General features: G+C 68.8%; 24 protein-coding genes and 2 pseudogenes. 17 read left to right on the forward strand and 9 right to left on the reverse strand.

Annotation, left to right across the window (positions count from 1 at the left end; genetic code table 11):
* Window positions 1-187 precede the first annotated feature (187 nt).
* The 6 genes and pseudogenes from MOQ72_RS45915 to MOQ72_RS40660 all read left to right on the forward strand — a co-directional run.
* Window positions 188-682, forward strand: a pseudogene (locus MOQ72_RS45915) (DUF4158 domain-containing protein); the annotation flags it as partial.
* A gap of 565 nt (window positions 683-1,247) precedes the next feature.
* On the forward strand, window positions 1,248-1,589 hold the full coding sequence (locus tag MOQ72_RS45920; RefSeq protein WP_372495643.1) for a Tn3 family transposase: 342 nt from the start codon (window positions 1,248-1,250) through the stop codon (window positions 1,587-1,589).
* Between the two features lie 85 nt (window positions 1,590-1,674).
* Window positions 1,675-2,565, forward strand: coding sequence for an RNA polymerase sigma factor SigJ (gene sigJ, locus MOQ72_RS40645; RefSeq protein ID WP_242191317.1), 891 nt, complete (start codon window positions 1,675-1,677; stop codon window positions 2,563-2,565).
* Window positions 2,566-2,736: 171 nt separating this feature from the next.
* Window positions 2,737-3,659, forward strand: a pseudogene (locus MOQ72_RS40650) (NADP-dependent oxidoreductase).
* A 14-nt stretch (window positions 3,660-3,673) separates the two neighbouring features.
* A complete protein-coding gene (locus MOQ72_RS40655; RefSeq protein WP_242191319.1) occupies window positions 3,674-4,123 on the forward strand; it encodes a cupin domain-containing protein in 450 nt (149 codons plus the stop codon).
* Window positions 4,124-4,214: 91 nt separating this feature from the next.
* Window positions 4,215-4,673, forward strand: a complete 459-nt coding sequence (locus tag MOQ72_RS40660; protein WP_242191320.1) for a carboxymuconolactone decarboxylase family protein — start codon at window positions 4,215-4,217, stop codon at window positions 4,671-4,673.
* Window positions 4,674-4,681: 8 nt separating this feature from the next.
* Here the strand turns inward: MOQ72_RS40660 and MOQ72_RS40665 are convergent, their stop codons facing one another.
* Together MOQ72_RS40665 and MOQ72_RS40670 are read right to left on the reverse strand one after the other, a co-directional pair.
* Entirely contained in the window at window positions 4,682-4,879 is a 198-nt protein-coding gene (locus MOQ72_RS40665; RefSeq protein WP_242191321.1) for a hypothetical protein, read from the reverse strand.
* A 259-nt stretch (window positions 4,880-5,138) separates the two neighbouring features.
* A complete protein-coding gene (locus tag MOQ72_RS40670; protein WP_242191322.1) occupies window positions 5,139-5,282 on the reverse strand; it encodes a hypothetical protein in 144 nt (47 codons plus the stop codon).
* 100 nt (window positions 5,283-5,382) lie between these two features.
* Here MOQ72_RS40670 and MOQ72_RS40675 point away from each other — a divergent pair, with 100 nt between their 5' ends.
* Window positions 5,383-6,447, forward strand: a complete 1,065-nt coding sequence (locus tag MOQ72_RS40675; RefSeq protein ID WP_242191323.1) for a tyrosine-type recombinase/integrase — start codon at window positions 5,383-5,385, stop codon at window positions 6,445-6,447.
* Window positions 6,448-6,636: 189 nt separating this feature from the next.
* On the opposite strand, the gene MOQ72_RS40680 is transcribed toward MOQ72_RS40675, so the two are convergent.
* A complete protein-coding gene (locus MOQ72_RS40680) occupies window positions 6,637-8,136 on the reverse strand; it encodes a DHA2 family efflux MFS transporter permease subunit (RefSeq protein ID WP_242191324.1) in 1,500 nt (499 codons plus the stop codon).
* Window positions 8,137-8,160: 24 nt separating this feature from the next.
* Between MOQ72_RS40680 and MOQ72_RS40685 the strand changes: the two genes are divergently transcribed.
* The gene (locus tag MOQ72_RS40685) at window positions 8,161-8,613 is read left to right on the forward strand and encodes a MerR family transcriptional regulator (protein WP_242191325.1); all 453 of its coding nucleotides are present in this window, start codon (window positions 8,161-8,163) and stop codon (window positions 8,611-8,613) included.
* Window positions 8,614-8,680: 67 nt separating this feature from the next.
* On the opposite strand, the gene MOQ72_RS40690 is transcribed toward MOQ72_RS40685, so the two are convergent.
* Window positions 8,681-9,616: an MmyB family transcriptional regulator gene (locus MOQ72_RS40690; protein WP_242191326.1), complete on the reverse strand. Its 936-nt coding sequence runs from the start codon at window positions 9,614-9,616 to the stop codon at window positions 8,681-8,683.
* Between the two features lie 233 nt (window positions 9,617-9,849).
* Between MOQ72_RS40690 and MOQ72_RS40695 the strand changes: the two genes are divergently transcribed.
* Genes MOQ72_RS40695 through MOQ72_RS40710 form a run of 4 tightly spaced genes read left to right on the forward strand, consistent with a single transcriptional unit; the run spans window position 9,850 to window position 14,638 of the window.
* On the forward strand, window positions 9,850-10,323 hold the full coding sequence (locus MOQ72_RS40695) for a (2Fe-2S)-binding protein (protein ID WP_242191343.1): 474 nt from the start codon (window positions 9,850-9,852) through the stop codon (window positions 10,321-10,323).
* Between the two features lie 4 nt (window positions 10,324-10,327).
* A complete protein-coding gene (locus tag MOQ72_RS40700) occupies window positions 10,328-11,329 on the forward strand; it encodes an FAD binding domain-containing protein (RefSeq protein ID WP_242191327.1) in 1,002 nt (333 codons plus the stop codon).
* Window positions 11,326-13,536 (forward strand): xanthine dehydrogenase family protein molybdopterin-binding subunit, encoded by a 2,211-nt coding sequence (locus MOQ72_RS40705; protein ID WP_242191328.1) that lies wholly within the window; start codon window positions 11,326-11,328, stop codon window positions 13,534-13,536. The genes MOQ72_RS40700 and MOQ72_RS40705 overlap by 4 nt, the downstream gene beginning before the upstream one ends.
* On the forward strand, window positions 13,526-14,638 hold the full coding sequence (locus MOQ72_RS40710; RefSeq protein WP_242191330.1) for a hypothetical protein: 1,113 nt from the start codon (window positions 13,526-13,528) through the stop codon (window positions 14,636-14,638). Before MOQ72_RS40705 ends, MOQ72_RS40710 begins: the two co-directional genes overlap by 11 nt.
* Before the next feature lie 18 nt (window positions 14,639-14,656).
* Here the strand turns inward: MOQ72_RS40710 and MOQ72_RS40715 are convergent, their stop codons facing one another.
* Both MOQ72_RS40715 and MOQ72_RS40720 read right to left on the reverse strand, forming a co-directional pair.
* Entirely contained in the window at window positions 14,657-15,484 is an 828-nt protein-coding gene (locus MOQ72_RS40715; RefSeq protein WP_242191331.1) for a MerR family transcriptional regulator, read from the reverse strand.
* A gap of 20 nt (window positions 15,485-15,504) precedes the next feature.
* Complete coding sequence (locus tag MOQ72_RS40720; RefSeq protein ID WP_242191333.1) at window positions 15,505-16,311, reverse strand: alpha/beta fold hydrolase; 807 nt, start codon at window positions 16,309-16,311, stop codon at window positions 15,505-15,507.
* 217 nt (window positions 16,312-16,528) lie between these two features.
* Between MOQ72_RS40720 and MOQ72_RS40725 the strand changes: the two genes are divergently transcribed.
* From MOQ72_RS40725 to MOQ72_RS40735, 3 genes are all read left to right on the forward strand, one after another.
* Entirely contained in the window at window positions 16,529-16,972 is a 444-nt protein-coding gene (locus MOQ72_RS40725) for an Rrf2 family transcriptional regulator (protein ID WP_242191334.1), read from the forward strand.
* Window positions 16,973-17,064: 92 nt separating this feature from the next.
* The gene (locus tag MOQ72_RS40730) at window positions 17,065-18,513 is read left to right on the forward strand and encodes an MFS transporter (RefSeq protein WP_242191335.1); all 1,449 of its coding nucleotides are present in this window, start codon (window positions 17,065-17,067) and stop codon (window positions 18,511-18,513) included.
* A gap of 129 nt (window positions 18,514-18,642) precedes the next feature.
* Complete coding sequence (locus MOQ72_RS40735) at window positions 18,643-18,852, forward strand: hypothetical protein (protein ID WP_242191336.1); 210 nt, start codon at window positions 18,643-18,645, stop codon at window positions 18,850-18,852.
* A 119-nt stretch (window positions 18,853-18,971) separates the two neighbouring features.
* Here MOQ72_RS40735 and MOQ72_RS40740 read toward each other — a convergent pair whose 3' ends face one another.
* Window positions 18,972-20,021 (reverse strand): NAD(P)-dependent alcohol dehydrogenase, encoded by a 1,050-nt coding sequence (locus tag MOQ72_RS40740; protein ID WP_242191338.1) that lies wholly within the window; start codon window positions 20,019-20,021, stop codon window positions 18,972-18,974.
* Between the two features lie 246 nt (window positions 20,022-20,267).
* On the opposite strand from MOQ72_RS40740, the gene MOQ72_RS40745 reads away from it, so the two are divergent.
* Complete coding sequence (locus tag MOQ72_RS40745) at window positions 20,268-21,152, forward strand: helix-turn-helix transcriptional regulator (protein WP_242191339.1); 885 nt, start codon at window positions 20,268-20,270, stop codon at window positions 21,150-21,152.
* A gap of 86 nt (window positions 21,153-21,238) precedes the next feature.
* Here the strand turns inward: MOQ72_RS40745 and MOQ72_RS40750 are convergent, their stop codons facing one another.
* Both MOQ72_RS40750 and MOQ72_RS40755 read right to left on the reverse strand, forming a co-directional pair.
* On the reverse strand, window positions 21,239-21,394 hold the full coding sequence (locus tag MOQ72_RS40750; RefSeq protein ID WP_242191340.1) for a hemin-degrading factor: 156 nt from the start codon (window positions 21,392-21,394) through the stop codon (window positions 21,239-21,241).
* Between the two features lie 25 nt (window positions 21,395-21,419).
* On the reverse strand, window positions 21,420-22,343 hold the full coding sequence (locus MOQ72_RS40755; RefSeq protein WP_242191341.1) for an EamA family transporter: 924 nt from the start codon (window positions 22,341-22,343) through the stop codon (window positions 21,420-21,422).
* Window positions 22,344-22,411: 68 nt separating this feature from the next.
* On the opposite strand from MOQ72_RS40755, the gene MOQ72_RS40760 reads away from it, so the two are divergent.
* The coding region (locus tag MOQ72_RS40760; RefSeq protein ID WP_242191342.1) for a LysR family transcriptional regulator at window positions 22,412-23,349 on the forward strand (938 nt) is incomplete at its 3' end.

Consider the following 23,349-nt stretch of genomic DNA (forward strand, 5'->3'; position numbering starts at 1 on the left):
TTCTGGACATGCAGGCGAACCGACTCGCACAACGGCCTGAGATCGCATCCGATGCAATACAAGCCATTCGGAACATCTCTGTCGGATCGTGCGCTAAGCGTTCTCCTGGTTCGTTGGTGCGTTGACCTGCGGTGATGCGTTGCGGGAACCTTCGAGGTCGTTTGTTGTCGATCTTGGAAGGGCAGTTGTGGCAGTCGAGTTCCTGTCGGATGACCAGGCTGAGTACGGTGCGTTTCCCGCGTCGCTGTCTCGGAGCGAACTGGAGCGGTACTTCTTCCTGGACGACGCGGATCGGGGGCTGCTACGGGGCAAGCGGCGGACGCACAACCGGCTCGGGTTCGCGATCCAGCTGGCCAGCGTTGGCTTCCTCGGGCGGTTCATGCCGGATCCGCGGCAAGTCCCTTCGGAGGTGGCCGAGTACCTGGCCGAGCAGCTGGAGATCGCCGACCCGTCGTGCCTGAAGGACTATGGCGAGCGGGACGGAACCGCGCGCACCCACGCTGGTGAGATCCAGAAGACCGAGGGCTGGCGAAACTTTTCCGAGGTCACCAGCGAGCTGAGCGAGTGGCTCGATGCCCGCGCATGGACCACGGGAGCGGGCCCGAAACCACTGTTCGACGCCGCTGTGGGCTGGCTTCGTGAGCGAAAGGTGCTGCTGCCCGGGGCGACCAGGCTGACGCGACTGGTCGGTTCCTGTCGGGAAGCAGCTACCCAGCGGTTATGGGAGACGCCGCACGATCTGCTCGACGATGACCAGCGTGCCGCCCTCGACGGGCTTCTGGAAGTTCCTGAAGGGCACCGGCATTCCCGGCTGGATCGGATGCGGCGCCCGCCGACGCGGGTGTCGGGACCGGCGATGGTCGATGCGCTGCAGTGCGCTGCGGAGATCCTGGGGTTGGGGTTCGCCGAGGTCGATACCGCGGTGGTGCCGCCGCGCCGGTTGGCGGAGTTGTCGAGGTATGGCGTGCAGGGCAAGGCCAATCTGCTGCGGCGCCACGGGGATTCCCGGCGGTTGGCCATGGTGGCGTATCTGCAGACCCGGGCGGTCGATGACGCGCTGGATCTGCTGGATGTGCTGATCTCGTCGAAGCTGCTGGCTCGCGCGGAACGGGAGTCGGCCAAGGAAAAGCTGCGCACCGTGCCGAAACTGAGGAAGGCGTCGGCGAAGCTGGCCGCCGCGCTCGGGGTGCTGGGGGTTCACCTACGCCCCGCAGCTGGCCGACCTGCCGGATCAGAAGCTGTGGCGCATCGACCCCAACGCCGACTACGGCACCTTCGCCACGGCCGCCCGCGGCCGCATCGACCTGGACCGGGTACGACGGAACTGGGACGACATCCTGCGCGTCACCGCCTCCATCCACACCGGCGCGGTCCGGGCGCACGATGTGATGGGGCAGACGCCGCCCGGCTCTCACCGTTCGTGCGCCACCACATCAACATGCTCGGCCGCTATTCGTTCCTCGCTCCGGAGCTGGCCGGCGGGCTGCGCCCCTTGCGCGACCCGGCGACCCCGGACGAGGTCGAGATCGACTAGAAGCCGTTCACTTCACAGTGCTGCCCGACCTCTTCGGGTCAGGCAGCACTGTTAGGGGCCTTGTCCAGGGATCGTCGGCGCGAGCGTCCGAAAGTCGGATGGCTACGCTGGATGCGCACGTCGGAGGAGGTTGCAGCTGCATGGGTAACCGGCACACGTCCGGGCCGTCGGGGCAGGAAGACACGCTCGGTGCCGAGTGGGAGATGCATCGACCCGCGGTCTTCGGTGTGGCCTACCGGCTGCTGGGGAGTGTGGCCGATGCCGAGGACGTGGCCCAGGACGTGTGGCTGCGCGCGGCCGGAGCGGATCTGCGAAAGGTCGATGATCTGCGGGCCTGGTTGGTCACGGTGGCCGCGCGACGGTCCTACGACATCCTTAAGAGTGCGCGCTTGCGCCGAGCGTCCTATGTCGGGCCGTGGCTGCCGGAACCGCTGCTGACGGGGCCGGACGCCTCGGAGCCGGTGCTCGTCGACGAATCAGTCAGTGCGGCGATGCTGCTGATCATGGAGGAGCTGAGCCCGCCGGAGCGGGTGGTCTTCGTCCTGCACGATGTCTTCGGTGTCGAGTTCGGCCGGATCGCGGAAGTGCTGGACATCTCCGTGCCGGGTGCCCGGCAGCTCGCCTCGCGGGCGCGACGGCGGGTGGCCAAGGCGAAGCAGTCCATGCCGCAGGCACCGAAGGCGGAGCGCGAACGTTTGCTGGCGGCCTTCCGCGCCGCCTACGAGTCCGGTGATCTGGCCGGCCTGGTCAGCCTCCTGCACCCGGATGCCGTGTACGTCACCGATGGCGGCGGCAAGGCCGCGGCGGCCCGCAAGCTCATCCATGGTGGTGAGCGCATTGCCGAGGTGATGGTGCGAGTGGGGCGTCAGTGGCGTCCGGACCGCATCGGTTTCGTGGAGGTCGGCGGCGAGCTCGCCCTCGTGTTCTACCGGCAGGGCCGCGTCTACTCCGTCGACACGGTACAGATCACAGACGGTCTGATCACCGCGTACCGCAGGGTCATCAACCCGGACAAACTCTCTCACGTCTGAGCTGTCACGCCCGCAGAGGCTACCTCGTCTCCCTGATGAGAACGCACAACGGGACGACGAAGGAACGCTCGCGAGCAGGTGCGATCAACCACGCGGTATCGCACACATCCACCTGCGGGGTGCACCCCTAGACGATCGCTCGATCGATACCCCTCCCAGTAAGGACCTGTCATGCAAGCCATCACTGTTCGAGACCGTGACACCGGTCTTGCCGGGCTGTCCCTGGTGACGGACCTGCCCTACCCCTACGCGGCCGAGAACGACGTCATCGTGCGGGTGCACGCCGCGGGCTTCACCCCGGGGAACTCGACTGGCCGGCCACCTGGACCGATCGTGCGGGCCGCGACCGGACGCCGAGCGTGCCCGGCCACGATCTGTCGGGTGTCGTCGTCGAACTGGGATACGGCACCACCGGCCTGGATATCGGCCAGCGGGTGTTCGGCCTGACCGACTGGACCCGCAACGGCTCGCTCGCCGAGTACACCGCGGTGGAGGCCCGCAACCTCGCACCGTTGTCGGCGGACGTCGACCTCACCGTGGCGGCCGCGCTGCCGATCTCCGGACTGACCGCCTGGCAGGGCCTATTCGACCACGGCCACCTCACCACCGGTGAGACTGTCCTGGTCCACGGTGCTGCGGGCGGCGTGGGGTCGATCGCGGTGCAGCTCGCCCGCGAAGTCGGCGCCCGTGTCATCGGCACCGGCCGGACCTCCGACCGGGACCAGGCGCTCGCGCTCGGCGTCGACACCTTCCTCGACCTTCAGACTGAAAAGCTGGAGGACGTCGGCAAGGTCGACGTCGTCTTCGACGTGATCGGCGGAGACATCCTCGACCGCTCGGCGGCCCTGGTACGCGCTGGCGGCACGCTCGTCACCATCGCCATGCCTCACCCGGTTCGGCCCACGGACGGGCGGGCCGTCTTCTTCGTCGTCGAACCCGACCGCGCCCGGCTCGCCGACCTTGCCACCCGGCTGAGGGACGGACGGCTTAAGCCGGTCGTCGGCGCCGTACGGCCACTCGCCGAAGCACCCGCCGCATTCGCCCCCGACAAGCGCACCCCGGGCAAGACGATCATCCGCGTCGCCCAAGACTGAACAGGAGTCCACTCGTGATCGGAATCCGAATCGCCGGTGGCTTCCTGGCCATCGCCACGCTGGCCGGGGCCACAGCCTGCAGCGCCCCCGCCACGACACCGACGGCCACCACGGCATCGCAGCCACCCGCCGAAACCCTGAACATCCTGCTCCAGCAAGAGCTTCCTAATGTGCAGGGCAAGACGTTCACCTCAGCGATCGTCGACTTCCCGCCCGGTGCACGCGCGGCGCCGCACCGGCACGGCGAGGCCTTCGTCTACGCCTACGTCCTCGAAGGCACCGTGCGCAGCACGCTCGACGACAAGCCCACGAGCACCTACCACCAAGGCGAGAACTGGGTCGAGCAGCCAGGCACTCACCACGTCCTAACGGAGAACACCAGCCAGACGAACCGGGCCAAGCTCCTGGTCACCTTCGTCTCCAACACCGGAGACAACCTCAAGGTCAACGACCCCCACCCGTAACCAGGTCACGCAACGGGCGGCAACGCCGACACACCACCGCCACCTGAAGTGAACCTCACGGCGCAGGCCGCACGAACGAATCCGAGGAACCATGACGAACACGCAGCGCGTCAACATCGGCAAGCAACACCCGGCCGCCTACAAGGCCCTCTTGGCCCTGGCGACGGAGGTGGAAAACAACGCCGCTGCCGCGGGCCTTGACCCGCTCCTGGTTGAGCTGTTGAGGATCCGCGCCTCCCAGATCAACGGATGCGCGTTCTGCCTGCGCATGCACACCCGTGACGCTCTCAAGAAGGGCGAAAACCCTGACCGGATCGCCGTGCTGCCTGCATGGGAAGAGGCCGGCTACTTTTCCGAGACCGACCGCGCAGCCCTCCGCCTGACCGAGGCGGTCACACGCGTGTCGGACGGGCACGTCAGCGACGAGGACTACAACGCCGCCGCGGCCGCACTCACTCCAGAGCAGATCTCGGCAGTCACCTGGCTGGCCACGGTGATGAACGCCTTCAACCGCGTCGCGATCACCAGCCGGTACCGTGTCGCCGACTGATCTCGCCGTCAGCGGCGGCTGTCGCCTGGCGCCAGCAGGCTGGTCACCTCAGCGATGGCCTCGGCCGACGGCTGAAATAGCGACGGACGTTCGCCGGCTTCTTGTGCCGGGATTTCGGCGTTAGCAGCAGCAATGAGGAACAGCTCGGTCGAGGCGCCGACGGTCAGCGCCGAGGGGTTCGTCGGCAGCGCGACCACGGTGGACACCCGCGGTCTCCCTTGCCGCAGATAACAGGGGCGCTTCACGCGCCGCCGCGGGGATGTTCCCGCAGGACGTGATCAGCGATGCCGCAGATAGTAGAGCGTTATCTGCGGGAAGACTTCAAGAACCAGCCCAAGCCAGTGCCGCATCGATCAGCTACCAGGGTCGACGAGGGCTTAGCGCACGATCTGACAGAGGTGTTCCTCAAGCCCCTAAACGCGGTCAAGCGTTGTTTTCTGCGCGCCTGCTACCTGAGCATCACGGTCACGGGCGAGGGAGCTCGCCGCGCTTCTTACCGGTCCCGATGACCAGCCAGTCGGCGACCTCGCGCAGGGAGAGTCCCTCCCCGTCGCGCGGGCGCGCACGACGGGGAGCATCCCAGCACAGCCTGAGTTTCGTAATCGTCATGAATAAAACGTTATTCGACAAACGAAACGAATGATCACCAGGCAAAATGGACAGTCATGGTGTCGCGCATAATCGCGCTTATGTGCGGTAGAGTTGGATCATGGAAATCGAGTTCGGCTCCGCGTCCGGGGCTGTCGCCGCGACCGGGACAAGCGCGCTGTCCGTGGCTACGCGGAGCGGGCACACGGTGGGGGCACTGGTGGCCGCCTGGCTGGCGTCGTTCGCCGACTCCGCCGACACCCGCGCGGCCTATGCCCGTGATCTGCGGGAGTACCTGGAGTGGTGCGCCCGCAGGCGGCTCGATCCGTTGGCGGCGCGCCTGCCGGAGGTGCAGATGTACGGCACGGAGCTGGCCGCCGCGCCGCATCCGCGCACCGGCCGGACGCCGGCGGCCGCCACGCGGGCGCGCAAGCTCGCCGCGATTTCCAGCTGGTACACATTCCTGGTCCGCGCCGGGGCGATCGACGCCAACCCGGCCCGCGACGCAGCCCGGCCCCGCTACGACCGTCGACATTCAACGACCACCAGCGTCTCCGAACGGCAAGCGGCGGCGATGGTCGCAGTCGGCGGCCACCGCGAGCACCGCACGCTCGGCCGGGAATGCGCGGCTCTGATCATGGCCCTGCTGATCGACCTGGGAGTGCGGGTGTCCGAGCTGTGCCATGCCGAACTGGCCGATCTGGGACAGCGCGACGGCATGCGAGTGCTGACGGTGCGGATGAAGGGTGGCAAGGTCCGCACCCGCGCCATCCCGATCCAGCTGGCCCCGCTGCTCGACGCCTACCTCGCGGCGCGCCCGGCCGACGGGGACCGTGCAGCGCTGCTGGTCACCCGCGCCGGTCGGCGGATCAACCGCCACCAGGTCTTCCGGCTGGTGCAGGCCGTCGCGGCCGAGGCGGGAGTACCGATGCCACGGCGCATCACCCCGCACTCGATGCGGCACGCCTTCAACACGATCGCCCGCGAACGCGGCGCACCGCTGGAGGACCGCCGCGACGCGCTCGGGCACTCGTCGGCGGCGATCACCCAGCTCTACGACCACGTGGCCCTGTCGCCGACCCGCGACCCAGCGCACCTGGTTGCCGCCGCCACGGCAGTCCACACAGGACGCTCCACCCCGACGAGCACGCCGCGTTCAGCGCAAGCAACCACACGCCCGGATTGAGTCACGGTGACGAAACCACTTCGGGTGGATCCGCGCGCGAACTCGATCTTCCGCGAGACCCGCACCGCCCCCGCCTGATCTCCAGGAACCAGTGGGCGGTTGGCTCGTCCATCGTGGATGGTCGAGTTCGTGGGCCAGAAACGTTCGGTCGGTTGAGAGGGATCACCGCACCGTCCGAAGGCGGGCCGTTCAGGCGTTTCCGCGGGCGGGAACACTACGTGCAGGAACAGCTGCCGCGCCGGTGTCTACCTCCTCGAACAGTGCCGCCGCTCGCCTGGCGGTGTCCACCGCCCAGCGTCCGGTGCTGAGCAGCCCCAGGGCGAGGATGCCGACGCCGAGCCCGAACACGAGCCACCACAACCCGTGCGCCGCGTTGGTGTACGCGGTTCCGCCGCGAGCCAAGGCCGATCCCACGGTTGTTCCAGCGATCGCTACACCCAGGGTGGTGCCGGTCTGCCGACCGGCGGAGGCCAATGAGGTCGCCACCCCGGCCATCGAGCGGGGCATTCCCGACACCGCCGTGTTGGTGATCGGCGGGTTGACGGTGCCCAGGAAAACACCGAACAGCAGGTAGATCGCGAGCAAAGCCAACAGGGGAGTGGTCGGTTCGAGCCAGATCGACGCGCCGCCGCCCAGTGCCAGCGCGGCCCCGGAGATCACCAGCGGCAGCCGAGGGCCGCTCGCACCAACCAGTCGGCCGGTGAGCGGGGAGAGCACCAGGACCAGCACCCCGACGGGAAGCAGGCACAGGCCAGCAGTCAGCGCCGACATGCCGCGTACGTCTTGCAGGTATTGGGTGGTCACGAACAGGAACGCGCCGAACCCGCACAAGGCGAACAGCGCCATCACGATCGCCGCGCTGAACGGCACACTGCGGAACAGGCGCAACTCCAGCAGCGGGTCGACACGGCGCGATTCGTAGCCGAGGATGCCCACCACGCCGAGCACGGCAACGGCGAGCAGGCCGAGGATGATCGGCGAGGTCCAGCCCAAGCCCTTGGACTCGATGATCGCGTAGACGACGCTGCCCAGCACCAAGATCATCAGAGTCTGGCCCACCGGGTCGAACCGGCGCGCGCGGGCGGCACGGGACTCCGGCACGAACAGCGCGGTGCACAGGATCGCGACGGCCACGATCGGCACGTTGATCCAGAAGATGGAGCGCCAGCCGAAGGCGTCGACCAGGGCGCCGCCGAGAATCGGACCCAGCGCCAGCGACAAACCGGACATCGAACCGAACACGCCGATGGCCCTGGCCCGCTCAGCCGGGTCGGGGAACGTGTTGGCGGTGATCGCCATCGCCACCGGATTGAGCATCGTGCCACCGACGGCCTGCAGCGCACGCGCCGCGATCAGCCAATCGATGCTCGGCGCCAGACCGCACAGCAGCGAGCCGAGCCCGAAAGCGGCGAGGCCGACCTGGAAGATGCGCCGACGGCCGACCCGGTCGGCGGTGGACCCGGCCAGCACCAGGAAGCTGGCCAGCACCAACGTGTACGCGTCGACTGTCCACTGCAGACCGGACACCGAGGCGTGCAGGTCACGACGAATCGCCGACAGCGCGACGTTGACGATGGAGATGTCCATCACCACGACGACAATGCTGGCGCAGCAGATCGCGAGCACCAGGAACCGGTGACGTCTGCTGAGCTCGCTGGCCGTGATCTTCGGCCGCGTTGAAGCACTCATGACCATCACGCTAGATTTTAGAGCGTGCTCGAAGTCAAGCCGCAGCCATTACCAGAGTCAGCCCGCTCCGACGCCCAGGCGGGCCTGAGCATCGCCGAGGCCGCCCGCCGAACCGGGGTCAGCGTGCACACCCTTCGCTACTACGAACGCGCTGGCCTGGTCGTGACCACCGTCGAACGAACCGCTGGCGGTCGGCGGCGCTACCACCAGCTCGACCTCGACTGGATCGTCGTCTGCACCAAGCTGCGCGCCACCGGCATGCCCATCAAGACCATCCGCCGCTACGCCGAGCTCGTCTCCGCCGGGCGAGGCAACGAGCAGGAACGGCTCGCCCTCATGGAAGCGCACCGCGACGAAGTGATCGCCAAGCTCGCCGAACTCCAGGAAAACCTCCAGATCATCAGCCACAAGATCGACGTCTACCGCAGCCGCGTGGCCGCAGGCGACGCCGACCAGCTCTGGGCACCCACCCGCTAGCCCAGCCACTCACGCACCGTCCGCCGGACTGTGCGCGAAGCGGGCCGTCTCGTGCCCGCGGTCGGGCTCAGTCCCGCGCGGCAGCCGACCAGTCCTGGGAGGCGTCCGCGCCCCAGCTCGCCAGCAGGCGCAGCGCCTCCTCCGACGCCGAACCGGGCTCGGCGTGGTAGGTCGCCAGTGACTGCTCCTGATCGCCGGGGAGCGCGAAGGTCTCGTAGCGGAGCGTCAGCTCACCTGCCAGCGGGTTCATCAGCCGCATGCTGCCGTGCGACTTCTTCTTGACGTCGTGGGCAGCCCACAGCCTCCGGAAGTCCTCGCTTTTCATGGACAGCTCCCCGATCAGCGCCGCGAGCACTGGATCGTCCGCGTGCTGGCCAGCGTCCAGCCTCAGATTCCCCACCACGTCGGAAGCCTTGGACTCCCAGTCGACGAACAGCCGCCGGGCCGTCGGGTCGAGGAAGGTGAGCCTGGCCCAGTTCCGCTCCTGCGGAGCACGCGCCGCCCAGTCACCGAAAAGTGCCGAGGCCGTGCGGTTCCACGCCAGCACATCGGTGCGGCGGCCCCACACATACGCGGGTACGCCCTCCAGCGCCGTCAGCAGCTCCAGTAGCGCGGGCCGCACCTGCTGGCGCTGCGGCGCGGGCCGCCGTTTCTGCTGCTTCGGTTTGGCGAGGTGCAGCAGGTGGGCGTGCTCGGCGTCGGAGAGTTTGAGCGCACCGGAGATCGCGTCCAGCACCTCACCCGAGACGTTGCGGCCGTTGCCCTGCTCAAGACGTGTGTAATACGCCACGGAGACCCCGGCGAGCTGTGCCAGCTCCTCCCGCCGCAGGCCCGGCACCCGGCGTCGTCGGCCGTACTCGGCGAGCCCCACGTCGGCTGGCTTCAACCGGGCCCGGCGGGTGCGCAGGAACTCGCTGAGCTCCGTGCGCGGGTCGAGGTGCCGCTCATGGCCGGGGCCCGACACGGCTGCCGGGTCGGTGCGGGGATCGGGAAGGGGCGCCATGTCCTCCAGTATCGCGCCGGGTATTCGCAGTCGCGGCCCGCCAGCCTGTCACTGCCGGTGGTAGTCACACCGGACGTAGGCACAGCGGGGGTCTGGGTAACGCCGCACGGCCGGGGCAACCTGAATGCTCAAGGTGCACGGCGGATGGGTTCCCGATCATGCCCGGTAAGTGACCGTCGATGTGAAGTGCTTCAGTACCAATGTGATGGGCGGGTGTTTTGTCCGACTTGGCGGTGGAGTTGGCCTGCGCGGTCAACGGCCAGGACGTCCAACTCGAGTTGGACCCGAGAGAATCGCTGCTGGACGTGTTGCGTGAGCGGCTCGCGCTGACCGGCACGAAGAAGGGCTGCGACCAGGGCCACTGCGGCGCGTGCACGGTGCATGTGGACGGTCGGCGAGTGGTGTCGTGCCTGACGCCCGCGGTTCAGGTCACCGGCCAGGCGGTGACCACCATCGAGGGCGTCGCGGACGAGGACGGCAGTCCGCACCCGTTGCAGCAGGCGTTCATCGACAACGACGCGTTGCAGTGCGGCTACTGCACGCCCGGCCAGATCATGTCCGGCATCGCCTGCATCGCCGAAGGCCACACCGAGACCGACGACGAGATCCGCGAATACCTGAGCGGCAACATCTGCCGCTGCGGCGCCTACCCGGGCATCGTGGCCGCGGTGCGGCAAACCGCGGACGCGACGCGGAACGGGGCGTGACGCGATGCGCGCATTCACCTACGTCGCGCCGAAAACCGTGGACGCCACTGTGGACGCGCTGCGCACCGCGCAGCCCGGCACCAAGATCCTGGCTGGCGGCACCACGCTGTACGACCTGATGAAGCTGGACATCGAGACGCCGCCCGCGGTCATCGACGTGCACCGGCTCGCCGAACTCAACACCATCGACGTCGGCGAGCGGGAACTGGTCTTCGGCTCCGGCGCGCGCATGGCCGGCGTGGCCAACCATCCGGCGATCAAGGCCGACTACCCTGGCCTGTCCGAGTCGCTGTGGCGCGCCGCGTCGCAGCAGCTGCGCAACATGGCGACTGTCGGCGGGAACCTGTTGCAGCGCACCCGCTGCGCGTACTTCCGCGGGGGTTCGGAATTCCCGTGCAACAAGCGCGACCCCGGCAGCGGCTGCGCTGCCATCGGCGGCCACGACCGCGGCCACGCCCTCTTCGGCGGCAGCGACTCGTGCATCGCCACCTACGCCGGTGACTTCGCCATCGCGCTGATCGCGTTCGACGCCATCGTGGACGTCATCGGACCCAACGGGCAACGCAGCGTGCCGCTCGCCGAACTGCACGTCGAACCCGGTGACGATCCGACCCGCGAACACGTGCTCGCCCCGGATGAGCTCATCGTCCGCATCCGGGTGCCCGCGACCCCGGCCGGTCGCGGATCCACCTACCTGAAGATCCGCGACCGCGAGTCCTACGCGTTCGCCCTCGCCTCCGCCGCAGTCGGCCTGACCTTCGACGGCGACGGCGTGGTCAACGAATGCCGGATTGCGCTCGGCGGCGTCGCCACCCGCCCGTGGCGGGCCGCCGATGCCGAACAGACGCTGCTCGGGCAGCGGCTGACCCCGCAGACCGCCCGACACGCCGGGGAGGTCGCCTTCGCGGCGGCGCGCCCCGGTACCCACAACGAATTCCGCGTCGAACTGGGCATTCGCACGGTCGCCGACGCGCTGCGCACCGCCGGAGAGCGAGCCACCAGATGACTGTCACGGACACTCCCGCCACGGGTACGCCGCCGCTGGACACCCGCCGCGTCGACGCCTACGAGAAGGTCACCGGCCGCGCCCGCTACGCCGCCGACCGGGTTCCCGAGGGCGTCGCGTACGGGGCGTTCGCCACCGCGCGGATCGGCAAAGGGCGCATCGTGCGCATCGACACGTCCGCCGCGGAAGCCGTGCCGGGAGTCCAATTGGTGATCACGAAGTTCGGGCCGGACGAACTGCGCGACGTCGGCTTCCTCATCGCTGGCGGGCACGCGGTGCAGAGCCTGCAGCCGTTGCGCGGCGACCATGTCGCCTACCGCGGCCAGCCGATCGCGCTGGTCATCGCCGACAACCTGGTCGCCGCGACCGAGGCGGCCCAGCTGATCACAGCCGAGTACCAGCCGGAACCGTTCGCGGTGAAGATAGACGCCGAGGGCGCCAACACCCTGGTGCAGGAGCAGGCGATCCCACTGCCGTTCCTGGCCGACATCAAAGTCGGCGACGCGGACGCGGCGTTCGCGGCCAGCACGGTGCGGATCGCCAGCACCTACGAGCACCCCGCGCAGCACGCGGTGCCGATGGAACCCTTCGCAAGCGTCGTGCACTGGGACGGCGACAAGCTCATCGTCAACGACAGCACCCAGAACGCGAACGCGGTGCGGTTCGGCCTGGCCACTCAGCTCGGCCTGGACCCGGCCGACGTCGAGGTCACCTCGCCCTACCTCGGTGGTGGGTTCGGCAACAAGAACTCCATGTACGGGCACCTCGGCCCGATCGCCATCGCGTCCCGCCGACTCGGCAGGCCGGTCAAGATGGTGCTGCCCCGGCCGCAGACCTTCCACACCGGCAGTTTCCGGCCGAACTCGGTGCACACCGTGCACCTCGGAGCGGACGAGAACGGCAAACTACGCGCCGCGATCCACGAGGTCGACCAGCAGACCTCGCGGCACGACCTGTTCCCGTCCGAGGCCACCACGGTTTCGTCCCGGCTTTATGCGGTGCCCACGTTCCGCGGTCGGCAGCGCCTGGTGCAGACCGACGTGCAGACCCCTGGTTTCATGCGGGCGCCGTTCGAAAGCCCGGCCATGTTCGCGTTGGAGTCCGCAATGGACGAACTCGCCTACGCGACCGGCCGCGACCCGGTGGAACTGCGGCTGGCCAACGACACCGCGGTCGACCCGGTCACCGGCCTGCCGTTCTCCGGTCGGCACCTGGCCGAGTGCCTGCGCCGGGGCGCGGCCCGATTCGGTTGGGACGCACGCGATCCGCAGCCTGCCTCGATGATCGCCGAGGACGGCTCGATCCTCGGTTGGGGTGTGGCGGCTGGCTGCTATCCGGGAAGCATCGTGCCAACCGTCGCGCACGTGTCCGCGACGGAAGACGGCACCATCACCGTCGCCGTCGGCGGGCACGAGATGGGTCAGGGCATTCGCTCAGCCATCGCGCTGCTCGTCGCACGGGACCTCGGCGTGCCGGTGAACAAGGTGATCGTGCTGGTCGGCGACACCAGGGTGGCGCCGCAGCACCTCACCGCTGGTTCCTGGGGCACCTCAAGCGCGCTGCCCGCCGTGCAGGCCGCCATCGACGAACTGCGCAAGGCCTTGGACGTCACCGACCCCGACGACGTGGACATCCCGGCAGCGCTGCGCGCCAAGGGCAAGTCGGTGGTGACGGTCGAGGCCAGCACGCTCGCGCCCGGCCAACCCCCGCAGGCCCTCGACCAGCTCAAGGGCGGTGGCCTCGCCATCGGCGGACCGGTCTACCCCGAGTTCGTCACGTTCAGCTGGGTCGCGCACTTCGTCGAGGTCCGGGTCGAACCGACCACGCGGCGCATCCGGGTGCCGCGAGTGGTCAGCGTCGTGGACTGCGGCCGGGTGGCCAGTCCGGTCACCGCGGCCAGCCAGGTCCGCGGTGGCGTGGTGTGGGGCATCGGCGCGGCGTTGCGCGAGGCGAGCGAGGTGGACGACCGCTTCGGCGGGTTCCTCAACACCACGCTGGAGGAGTACCCGGTGCCGGTCAACGCGGACATCCACCAGATCGACGTCGACTTCATCGACGAACCGGACCTGCTGTTCAACCCGGTCGGCGTGAAGGGCGTGGGCGAGGTCGGCATGGTCGGCGTGGCCGCGGCCGTCGCCAACGCCGTGCACCACGCGACCGGTCGGCGCGTGCACCGGCTGCCGATCCGGTTGGAAAATGTCCTCTGAACAGCTGACGGCTGCTACGCCCGACACCACTGTCGACACCCGCCCGTCGGTCAGCAGGCCGGACGCACTCAGTCCGGCCGAGCTGGCCGACGCCAGGCAGCACCAGCCGCTGCGCGGCCTGATCGGTCTGGCCTTCGTCGTCCCCGTCACCGTGCTGCTGTCCATCGGCGCGGGCGGGGCCTTCGACTCGTTGGCCCTGCTCGGGCCGATCATCACGTTCGCGCTGCCGATCATGGCGATGATCGCGTTCTGGTGGGAGAACTGGCCCGGCGCGCTGTTCCCGCGCCCCTGGTCCGGCCTGTACGACACCGCGATCGTCGTGGTCGGCGGCGTACTGCTGACGGTGCTCGGGCAGCTCGTGGTCAACGGAGGCGACCTGATCGGCGTGTTCGCGCCGGGTCCCGCCCACCCCGGCCTCTACCCGGCCGCGGTGCCGCTGGCAGGCGGCATTTTCACGATCGTCCTGCAACTGACCCTGGTTTGCGAACGCTGGCCGCTGGGCGGCCTCGGCCGCATTCCCTCCGGTCTCGCCGCCGTGGTGCTGTGCTGGGCGCTCGGCCTGATCGCCTGGTTGGTCGCGGTGCGCTCGCACGCGGTCGAGTCGGAGAACTACGGTGCCTGGTTCACATCGATCGGCGGGTGGCAGATGCTCTGCTACGTGGCGTTGCGAGGTTGGCCGTTCGCGCGGATCGACCGGAAGTGGTTGCGGCTGCTGCTCGGCAATGTCGTCGTGATCGCCTGCGGGTGGGGCAGCTACCTGCTCGTCGCGGATGTCCTCAACTGGCCGGGAGTCCGGATCACCGCGACCGCTGGCACCGCTATCGGCTGCATCCTGCTGGTGACCATGCTGTTCGAGGCGTGGCCTGCGACTCGGGTGGCCCCCAAGCCCGCGCCGGGCCGCACCATCGCGGTGTTGGTCGAGGTGATCCTCGCCGCGCTGCTGGTCTGGTCGTTGCCGATGCTCGCCCAAACCCTCGGCGTGCCGCAGCCGCGCGAATGGAGCTGGACCACGCACGTCACGCTGAATGCGCTGAGCACCGCGGTGATCCTGCACGTCGCGGTGTGGCGGAGGTGGCCGGTGCGTACCCGACCAGTCGAGTGAACCCGTCCGCCGTCGCCACTAACGCTGGGATCGCTGCGTCGCGGTGTCTTCGTGCCGAGTTCCGGTCGTACCGCGCGTTGGATCCACGCGTTCGAGCTTGGTCCAGCCGGTCCAGCCCCGCTCCTTCAGCAGTTGGATCAGTCGACGGGCTGGCGGCGCGGTGTCGAACGCCAGGGTGTCCATCAGCTTGGCGAACGGTGGCTCGATGTCGGCATCGTCGACGTAGTCCTCGCCCTGCTCGTCGGCCAGCTGCGTGATGTAGGCGGCCAGCTCGTCGGCCAGCTCGACCAGCCGTGGGTCGTCGTCGGTCCGGTCGAGGGCCTGGCCCAGGGTGAGGTAGAAGTCGATGAGCCGCGGGTCGGCGATCTGCTCCCGCTTGCGTGCCATCCACTCCGGGACTCGCTCGGGCGAGTGCGCGGCCAGCGGGATCCAGCCGTCGCGTTCGATCTGGACGATCCGCTCGTCGACCCCGAGTGCCCGCAGTCGGTCGAGGAACTCGACCACCTCCGGGGGCAGCGCCAGCTTGTCCCCGGAGGCGAGGCGGGCGATCCGCTCGCGGTGCCGCTGCCGCTCCCGGATCTCCGCCCGCAGCCGCCGGTCGATGTCTGCGACCGCCGCGGCGAACTCCGCCTCGTCGGCCTGCAGCAGCTCCCGCACCCGCGCCAGCGGGACCCCGGCCTCGGCGAGGGTCCGAATCTTGATCAGCTCGACCACGGCACCGGCGTCGTAGCTCCGATAGCCGGAGTGATCGCGCTCCGGCTCCGGCAGCAGCCCCTTGGCGTGATAGTGCCGCACCGCGCGCACCGTCACTCCGGCGTACGACGCCAGTTCGCCGATAGTCAGCATCGGACCAGTCTCCTAGCCGTTCAAGAAGTCGCCTGGCCGACTGGGCCTGGGGCACTCCGGATGAGCTGGGCTATTTGCGGAGCGTGGGTGAGCACCAGTCGGTGATCGGCGTCGAGCCAGGACGTGGCGATGTGCGGACGCTCGCGGACGAGCCGCTCGATGCCAGCGCGCCAGAGCTGGTTGTGCCGCGGTGCACGCCCTTCGCCGCTGCGGCCAGCGATCGCGGTCGACATGATCATCCTGATCGGATGGTCGATCTTCTGGTACCGGTCGAGGATTTCGGACCGAACCACATCGATTTCGAGGTCCAGGTCGTGGAGGTCGCGTGCGGTGAGCAACACCTGACGCGCGGTGCCCCTGGCCCGCTCGGCCTCCTGCCGCGTCGCCGGGTCCTCCCGCAGCGCGCGGAACTCCGGCAGGTCGGCCTCGGTGATGAACGGTTCGGGCAACGGGTTCGCCCCGTCGATGAGGACGAGCTCAGCCACGGCGTCAGGACACTCGGACGCATAGTGCACGGCCAGGTCCGCGCCCAACGAGTAGCCCACCAGCACGGGCGGCGAGGGCAGGTCGAGGCGTCCCAGCTCCGCCATCACGGCGACGAGATCGCTGAGGAACGCGTCGAAGGAGTACCGAACGGCGGGCGAGGCGAGGCCGTGGCCCCTGAGATCGAAGGTCACCACGTCGTGATCGCGCCGCAGCAGCTCGATCAGCTCGTGCAGCTCGGCCTGCGTCGAGCTCAGCCCAGGGCACAGCACCAGCGGTCGCCCTCGGCCACCGCGAGACACCGGAATCGTGACGCCATCGTGGTGGACCGTGAAGTGCCGCATCATCCTGTCGCCTCCAGGATCGCGTTGGTTTTCGCAGTCATGCCAACCATGTTGAGAGGTTGCCCCTGCGTCAGGGTCAACCGTCGGGACGACATGACCTCCGCACACCCGCAGCCCCTTCCGCGCTCCAGCCCATCAGGGGCCGGATTGACAACCGATTGAACTGCAACTAGGTTCGTTGCAGTTCAATCGGGGTCTGGGGCGCGAAGGGGTCGCAGTGGGTCTCAGCAGCAGGAGCGCGGTCGCGATTCACGCGCTCACGATGTTGGCGCGTTGGAGTGACCGGTCGCTGACCTCCGCGGAGATCGCGGACAGCCTGGCGAGCAATCCGGTTCTCGTGCGGCGCATCCTCGGCAGCCTGCGGGACGCCGACCTGGTGTGGTCCACAGAGGGGCGTGGCGGCGGCTGGTCCCTTGCCCGAGCTCCGCGCGAGATCACGCTCTACGACGCGTACACCGCCGTCGAGGCGGGGCCGATTCTGTCGCGGCACGCCCATCCGCCCAGCGCCGAGTGCGAGGTGGGGCGCAACATCCAGGCCCTGCTGGAGGTGGAGTTCCGGGACGCCGAACGAGCCATGGAAGAACGGCTCGGCCGAACGACCATCGCCGACCTGCGCCGACAGGTGCTGGCCATCGAACGGGAACTCGCGCTACCGAGGTAGCTGAGCAACGGCGGAGGCAAGTCCTCCGCCATTTTTCGGCCCTAACTGTAACTGTGACAGTGCCAGTAAATGTCATGCGGAGGATGCGTCGAATGACGTCCACGTCAACCACAACCGAACGAACCGGCTCAGGGCTGGCCCTGTTGGCCGTGCTCATGCCCGCGCTGCTGGTCACCGTCATCGCCAGCGACATGGTCAATCTCGTGCTCCCGTCGATCGGAGCGGAGTTCGGCGCTTCCGAGGCGGAGCTCGCGTGGGTCGTCACCGGCTTCCTGCTGATGTTCTCGGTCGGTATTCCCTTCTACGGCCGCATCTCCGACCGGGTGAGCCTGCGGCGGCTGTTCGGTTTCGCCCTGCTGACCTTCTCCGCCGGGAGCCTGATCTGCGCACTCGCCCCAGATCTCCTCGTGCTCGTGCTCGGCCGGATCGTGATGGGGGTGGGCGCAGCAGCGATCCCGGTGCTCTCGATCATCGCCGTCACCAGGCTGATGCCAGCGGACCGGCGGGGTACGGGGATCGGTGTCGTCTCCGCGGCCGCGGGTATCGGTACCGCGGCCGGGCCCGCCGTCGGCGGCGGGATCGGCCAACTCCTCGGCTGGTCCGCGCTGTTCTGGCTCATCCTCGTCGTCACGTTGGTGCTGCTTCCCGCGGCGTTGCGCGTGCTACCGGGCGAGCACCCGACGGGTGCGGATCGGTTCGACCTTCCCGGCGGCATCTTCCTGGGCCTCGGCGCCGGGCTGATTCTGTTCGGCATCACCCAGGCCCAGGTCGCTGGCTTGGCCGCGCCCTCGTCCTGGGGCAGCCTCGCGGTGGCGGTCGCGGCGATCGCGCTCTTCGTGTGGCGCACCGTCCGCGTGCCGCGGCCGTTCGTGCCGCCCGCGCTGTTCACCAACCGGGTCTACCGGACCGCGGTCGTCGTCGTGTTCCTGGCCATGATCGTCAACCTCGGCGGCCTGGTATTCGTCCCGCTGCTGTTGGTTGACATCAACGGTCTCGGCCCAGGAGCCGGTGCCCTGGTCATGATCCCAGCAGGCGTTGCCGTCGCCGTCCTCTCGCCGTTGATCGGTCGCCTCGCCGACCGCATCGGCACCCGACCTCTGGTGCTGACGGGCCTCGCGACCATCGGACTGTTCGCCCTGTTCCTCTCGACCTTCACGGGAGGCACGTCGGTGATCCCCGCCGGGGTCGGGATCCTCGGGCTCAGCGTCGGCTTCATCTTCGTGATGACCCCGATCATCAGCGCCGCGGCGAGCGCGCTACCGGCGGACCAGGTCGGCGTCGGCCTCGGGATCCTCCAAGGAGCCCAGTTCCTCGGCGCTGGCACCGGCCCGGCCCTGGTCGGTGTGCTGGTGGCCGCGCGGCAGCAAAGCGGCAGCGGCGCCATCAACCCCCTGTACCCCGGTCACGAAGGCGCTGCCTACTCCGACGCCTTCCTGGCCATGGCCGTGGTCGTCGTCCTCGCGCTGCTCGTCGCGTTCCGGATGCGTCCCGCAACAGCCGCCGCGATCACGCCGCCCAGCCATGCGGACAAAGTCCACTAGTTTCCACCAATTTCAACTGTCGGGTGGTGGCGACTGCATGCCGAGGAGGATCGCATTGAGAACGATCGTGGTGTCAGGAGGCACCTCGGGTGTCGGGGCGGCGCTCCCACCGCGGCCTATGTCGCCGAAATGAAGCGGAGCGCGCAGTCGGTCGAGGTGGGAATCACCCCGATCACCGCAATCATCGATACCCCGCCCCGCGAACCGCTGAGCGCCTTCGTGGAGGGCAGGCGCATCAGCCTCCGGCACCCGTCCTTCGACGAGGACGCCACGGCGCGGCTGGACGGTCTCATCCGAAAACTGCTGCGCAGCAAGAACCTCGCCGGAGGCAATACATGAGATGCGCACCGGAACAGGCCGCACGGCGAGCCTATGGCGAGGTCCAACTCCACCACGTCGCCCGCGGAGCCAAGTCCACACCGCCCGGCAAAACTCCAATTCCGGTCCGCGGTCGTCGATCACGCGCCGAAGGTGGAGGCGTCGATGACGAACCGGTAGCGCACGTCGCCCCCGGCCAGCCGCTGCAGGGCCTTCTCGACCTGGTTCACCGAGATGGTCTCGATCTCCGCACTGATCCCATGCCGCGCGCAGAAGTCCAGCATCTCCTGGCACCGGCGGATGCTGCCGTTCTTCGTCGAGGTCAGGCTGCGGCGGGCCGCGCCGAGGACGGGGACGTGGTAGCTGTTCGGCTCCGCACTGATCCCCGCATCGACCATCACCCCGTCCAGGCGCAGGAGACCGAGATAGGCGTCCGTGTCGAGGTCAGCCGCCGTCGTGTTGATGATCAGGTCGAAGGTGTGCGCGAGGTTCGCGAACGTCTCGGGATCCGACGTGGCGAAGTAGTGGTCGGCGCCGAACCGCAGCCCGTCCTCGCGTTTGGACAGCCGCTGGCTCAGCACCGTGACCTCGGCACCCATCGCATGCGCGAGCTTCACCCCCAGGTGTCCGAGGCCACCCAGCCCGACGATCGCTATCCGCTTGCCAGGCCCGGCATTCCAGCGGCGCAGCGGCGAGTACATCGTGATCCCCGCGCACAGCAGCGGGGCAGCGGTGTCCATGGCGAGGCCGTCCGGAATGCGCAGGACGTAGTTCTCGTCGACGACGATCCGCTGGCTGTAGCCCCCGTAGGTCGGGTTCCCGTCGTAATCACGGCCTCCGAAGGTCAACACCTCGCCCTTGCGGCAGTGCTGTTCCTCACCAGCGAGGCAGTACTCGCACTCGCGGCAGGAGTCGACGTAGCAGCCGACACCGACCCGGTCACCCACCGCGTACCGGCCGACTTCGGCGCCGACCGCGGCGACGATTCCGATGATCTCGTGCCCCGGCACCATCGGGAAGATGCCCTCGCTCCAGTGGTTGCGGAGCAACGCGATATCGGTGTGGCAGATCCCGGTGTAGGCGATGTCGATCACGACGTCGTGCGGGCCGGGTTCCCTGCGCCGGATCGTCGTGAAATCCAACGGCTCCGCGGGGCCAGCCGCGGCAAGGGCGGAAACGTCGAACGGCATGGGGACTCCTGGGAGATCGCGCGGAACTCTCCGCGTCTTGGATGTGGCGGAACTTCCTGAACTGCCCGGATTCCGAGCGGGGAAAACCGGGCTTAGCCGCGCGGTGCGCACCTGCAACCGCGTTCACGTGTCAGCTGACCACGGAATTCGACCTCGCGGAACGGCCAACGTGGTACGGCGCTGCCTGGTACTCGTAGAGCCACCACGACCGCCGCGCATGGGCCGACGCAGGACTATAAAGGCGGTATGACGGGTGACAACGCCCTGCGCGATTTCCTGACCTCGCGACGTGCGGCGATCGAGCCGTGGCAGGTCGGGCTGCCGCAGTCGAAGACGGTGCGTCGCGTTCCCGGCCTGCGCCGCGGGGAGGTGGCGATCCTGGCCGGAGTGAGCGTCGACTACTACACCAAACTCGAACAGGGCCGGGTCGGAAAGGTCTCCGACGAAGTCCTGTCGGCGATCGGGAACGCGTTGCAGCTCAACGACTTGGAGCACCAGCATTTCCGCACGCTGGTCAACAACGGCAACAGGCGCACCGGCGAGTTGCGGGCCGCAACCATCAAGGCACGTCCGGGGCTGGTGGCGATGATCCACGCCCTCAACCCAGTACCGGCGCTGATCCACGGACCGCGCTATGAAGTGCTCGCGGCCAACCACACCGCGAAGCTCCTCATCGACGACTTCGACGCCATGCCCGCGACAGAACGCAACCTCGTGCGCTGGACGTTCCTCAGCCCGCGTGCCCGGGTCGTCTACCCGGAGTGGCAGGTCATCGCACCCCAGGTCGCCGCGGCGCTGCGCCACCTCGCGGTGGACCGGGCCGCCGACCCGCTGTTGGAGCAACTCGTGGGCGAGCTCGCCATCGCGTCGCCCGAGTTCGCCCGGTACTGGGCCGACTACCAGCTGTACGAGCACTCCTACGGAGCCAAGCGGTTCTTCAACGAGACCGTCGGCGAGCTGACCCTCCACTACGAAACGCTGGCACTTCCCAGCGACCACGGCCAGCACGTCATCACCTACACAGCCGACCGCGGATCACCGTCGGAGGAAAAGCTCCAACTGCTGGCCAGCTGGAACGCACCCGCCCGAGAACCGGCTGACCAGCCGGACGCCGAACAGCGGCCCTCCTGAACTCGGGCGCGGACCGGTGGTTTCCAGTGTTCAGGCGGCCCTCGCTCTTGTCGCCGCGCATCGGGTGGGTCTCCTCGGGACTGCGCCTAACGCTCGTCGATCACTTCGCCGTGGACTGCGCTGCCATCCCGGGTGAGCGACATCGCCGGGCCGAATTCGGCCACAGCTCCCAGCACGCGGGTGCGGCTCGTCGCCACCTCCAGATCGGCGGTGGCAGCGTGTCCCGTCAACAGCCGGGTCATTTCTTGAGAACGACGGTGGCCAGCGTCAACGCGATCCTCGTCCGAGCCAGCGAACAATCCTGGTAGCCCAGCGGCGTTCGGCGGTGAGGACGGCGACGACGTTGGCGGTGACGATCGCCGCGATGCTCAGCCATTCGCTGGTGTGCAAGGTCTGGCCGAGCAAGACCAAACCCACGGTCGCGGCCAGGACCGGGTTGATGCTCATGAAGATCCCGAAGAAATGGGCCGGAACCCGGCGCAACGCCAGCGTGTCGACGAAGAAGGGCAGCGCCGAGGACAACACGCCCGCAGCCGCCGCGCATGCCAGCGCGCCTGCGGTCGGCGGATGCTGGATGAGCACCGCGATGCCGATCGGCACGAACACCAGTCCCGACAGTCCGGCTGCGGCCGCCGTTCCCTGCGCGCCGGGCAGCCGTCGGCCGACCGACCGGTTGAGCAGGATGTAGGACGCCCAGCACACCGCGGCCAGCAGCCCGAGGCCGATGCCGAGGTAGTCCGTCGTCGGCTGCGGCCGGGTCAGCACGACCACGCCCGCGGCGGCGATCACCGCGCAACCGAGGTCCACCGCGCGGCGTGAGCCGACCAGGGCGACCGTCAGCGGGCCGAGGAACTCCAGCGTCACCGCTAGGCCGAGGCCAATGCGGTCGATGGCGCTGTACAGCGACAGGTTCATCGTCGCGAACACCACGGCCAGCAGCAGCACCGGACGCCACTGCTGCCAGGTGAACGACCGCATCGACGGGCGCCCGACGATCAGCAGCGCGATCGCGGCTATCCACTGGCGCACTGCCACCACCCCGGCCGGGCCGATCATCGAGAAGGCCAGCGAACCGATCGCCGCACCGACCTGATTGGACAACCCGCTGCCCAACATCATCGCGATTCCCGCGTAGCGGCTACGTTTCTCCGCAGCGGAGTTCGCATCGGCCGCATGCGCTGTCGTCTGCATGGGTCAAGCGTGCGACCGCGTCACGGTTCCGCAAAATGCATTCGCCGCCCCAGCTATACGCTGAGGTTATGGAACTGCGGCAGTTGCGTTGCCTGGTCGCCATCGTCGACGCGGGCACCTTCACCGACGCGGCCATCGACCTGGGCGTTTCGCAGGCGGCCGTCTCCCGCACGCTGGCCTCGCTGGAATCCGAGCTCGGCGTCCGACTGTTGCGTCGCACCAGCCGCGAAATCGTCCCCACCGCTGTCGGCACGCAGGTCCTCGCGCGTGCCCGTCGCCTGCTGGTCGAGGCCGACGACCTGGCGCGCGAAGCCACCTCCGGCCACACCCGGCTGCGCATCGGCTACGCCTGGTCGGCGATGGGCCGCCACACCGTGGAATTCCAACGCCGCTGGCCCGCATTGCGCCCGGAGGTCGATTTGCACCTCGTCCGCACCAACTCCGCCACCGGCGGGCTCGCCGAAGGTGCCTGCGACATCGCCGTGGTGCGCACCCAGCCCGACCAACGGCGCTTCGACGGCGTCATCGTCGGCCTGGAACGGCGTTTCTGCGCGATGGCCGCCGACGATCCGTGGGCGCGACGGCGCTTCATCCGGCTGGCCGAGATCAGCGAGCGAAACCTGATCATCGACCGGCGCACCGGCAGCACGACCACCGACCTGTGGCCGCCGGAAAGCCAGCCCGCCATCGAGTACACCCAGGACGTGGACGACTGGCTGACCGTCATCGCCACGGGTCGCTGCGTCGGCGTCACCCCCGAAAGCACAGTCGCCCAGTACCCGCGCCCCGGTGTGGTCTTCCGCCCGCTGCGCGACGCCGCACCGATCGCAGTGCGCCTCATCTGGTGGCGCGACGACCCTCACCCCGCCGCACCAACAGCGGTCACCCTGCTCACCGACCTCTACCGGTCGTGGGGGGGGGGGGGGGGGGGGGGGGGGGGGGGGCCGCGCGCGCCGGGGGGGGGGGGGGGGGGGGGGGGGGGGGTGTGTGGGGGGGGGGGGGGGGG

Source organism: Saccharopolyspora soli (assembly GCF_022678645.1).
In the GTDB taxonomy this organism is placed as follows: domain Bacteria; phylum Actinomycetota; class Actinomycetes; order Mycobacteriales; family Pseudonocardiaceae; genus Saccharopolyspora; species Saccharopolyspora soli.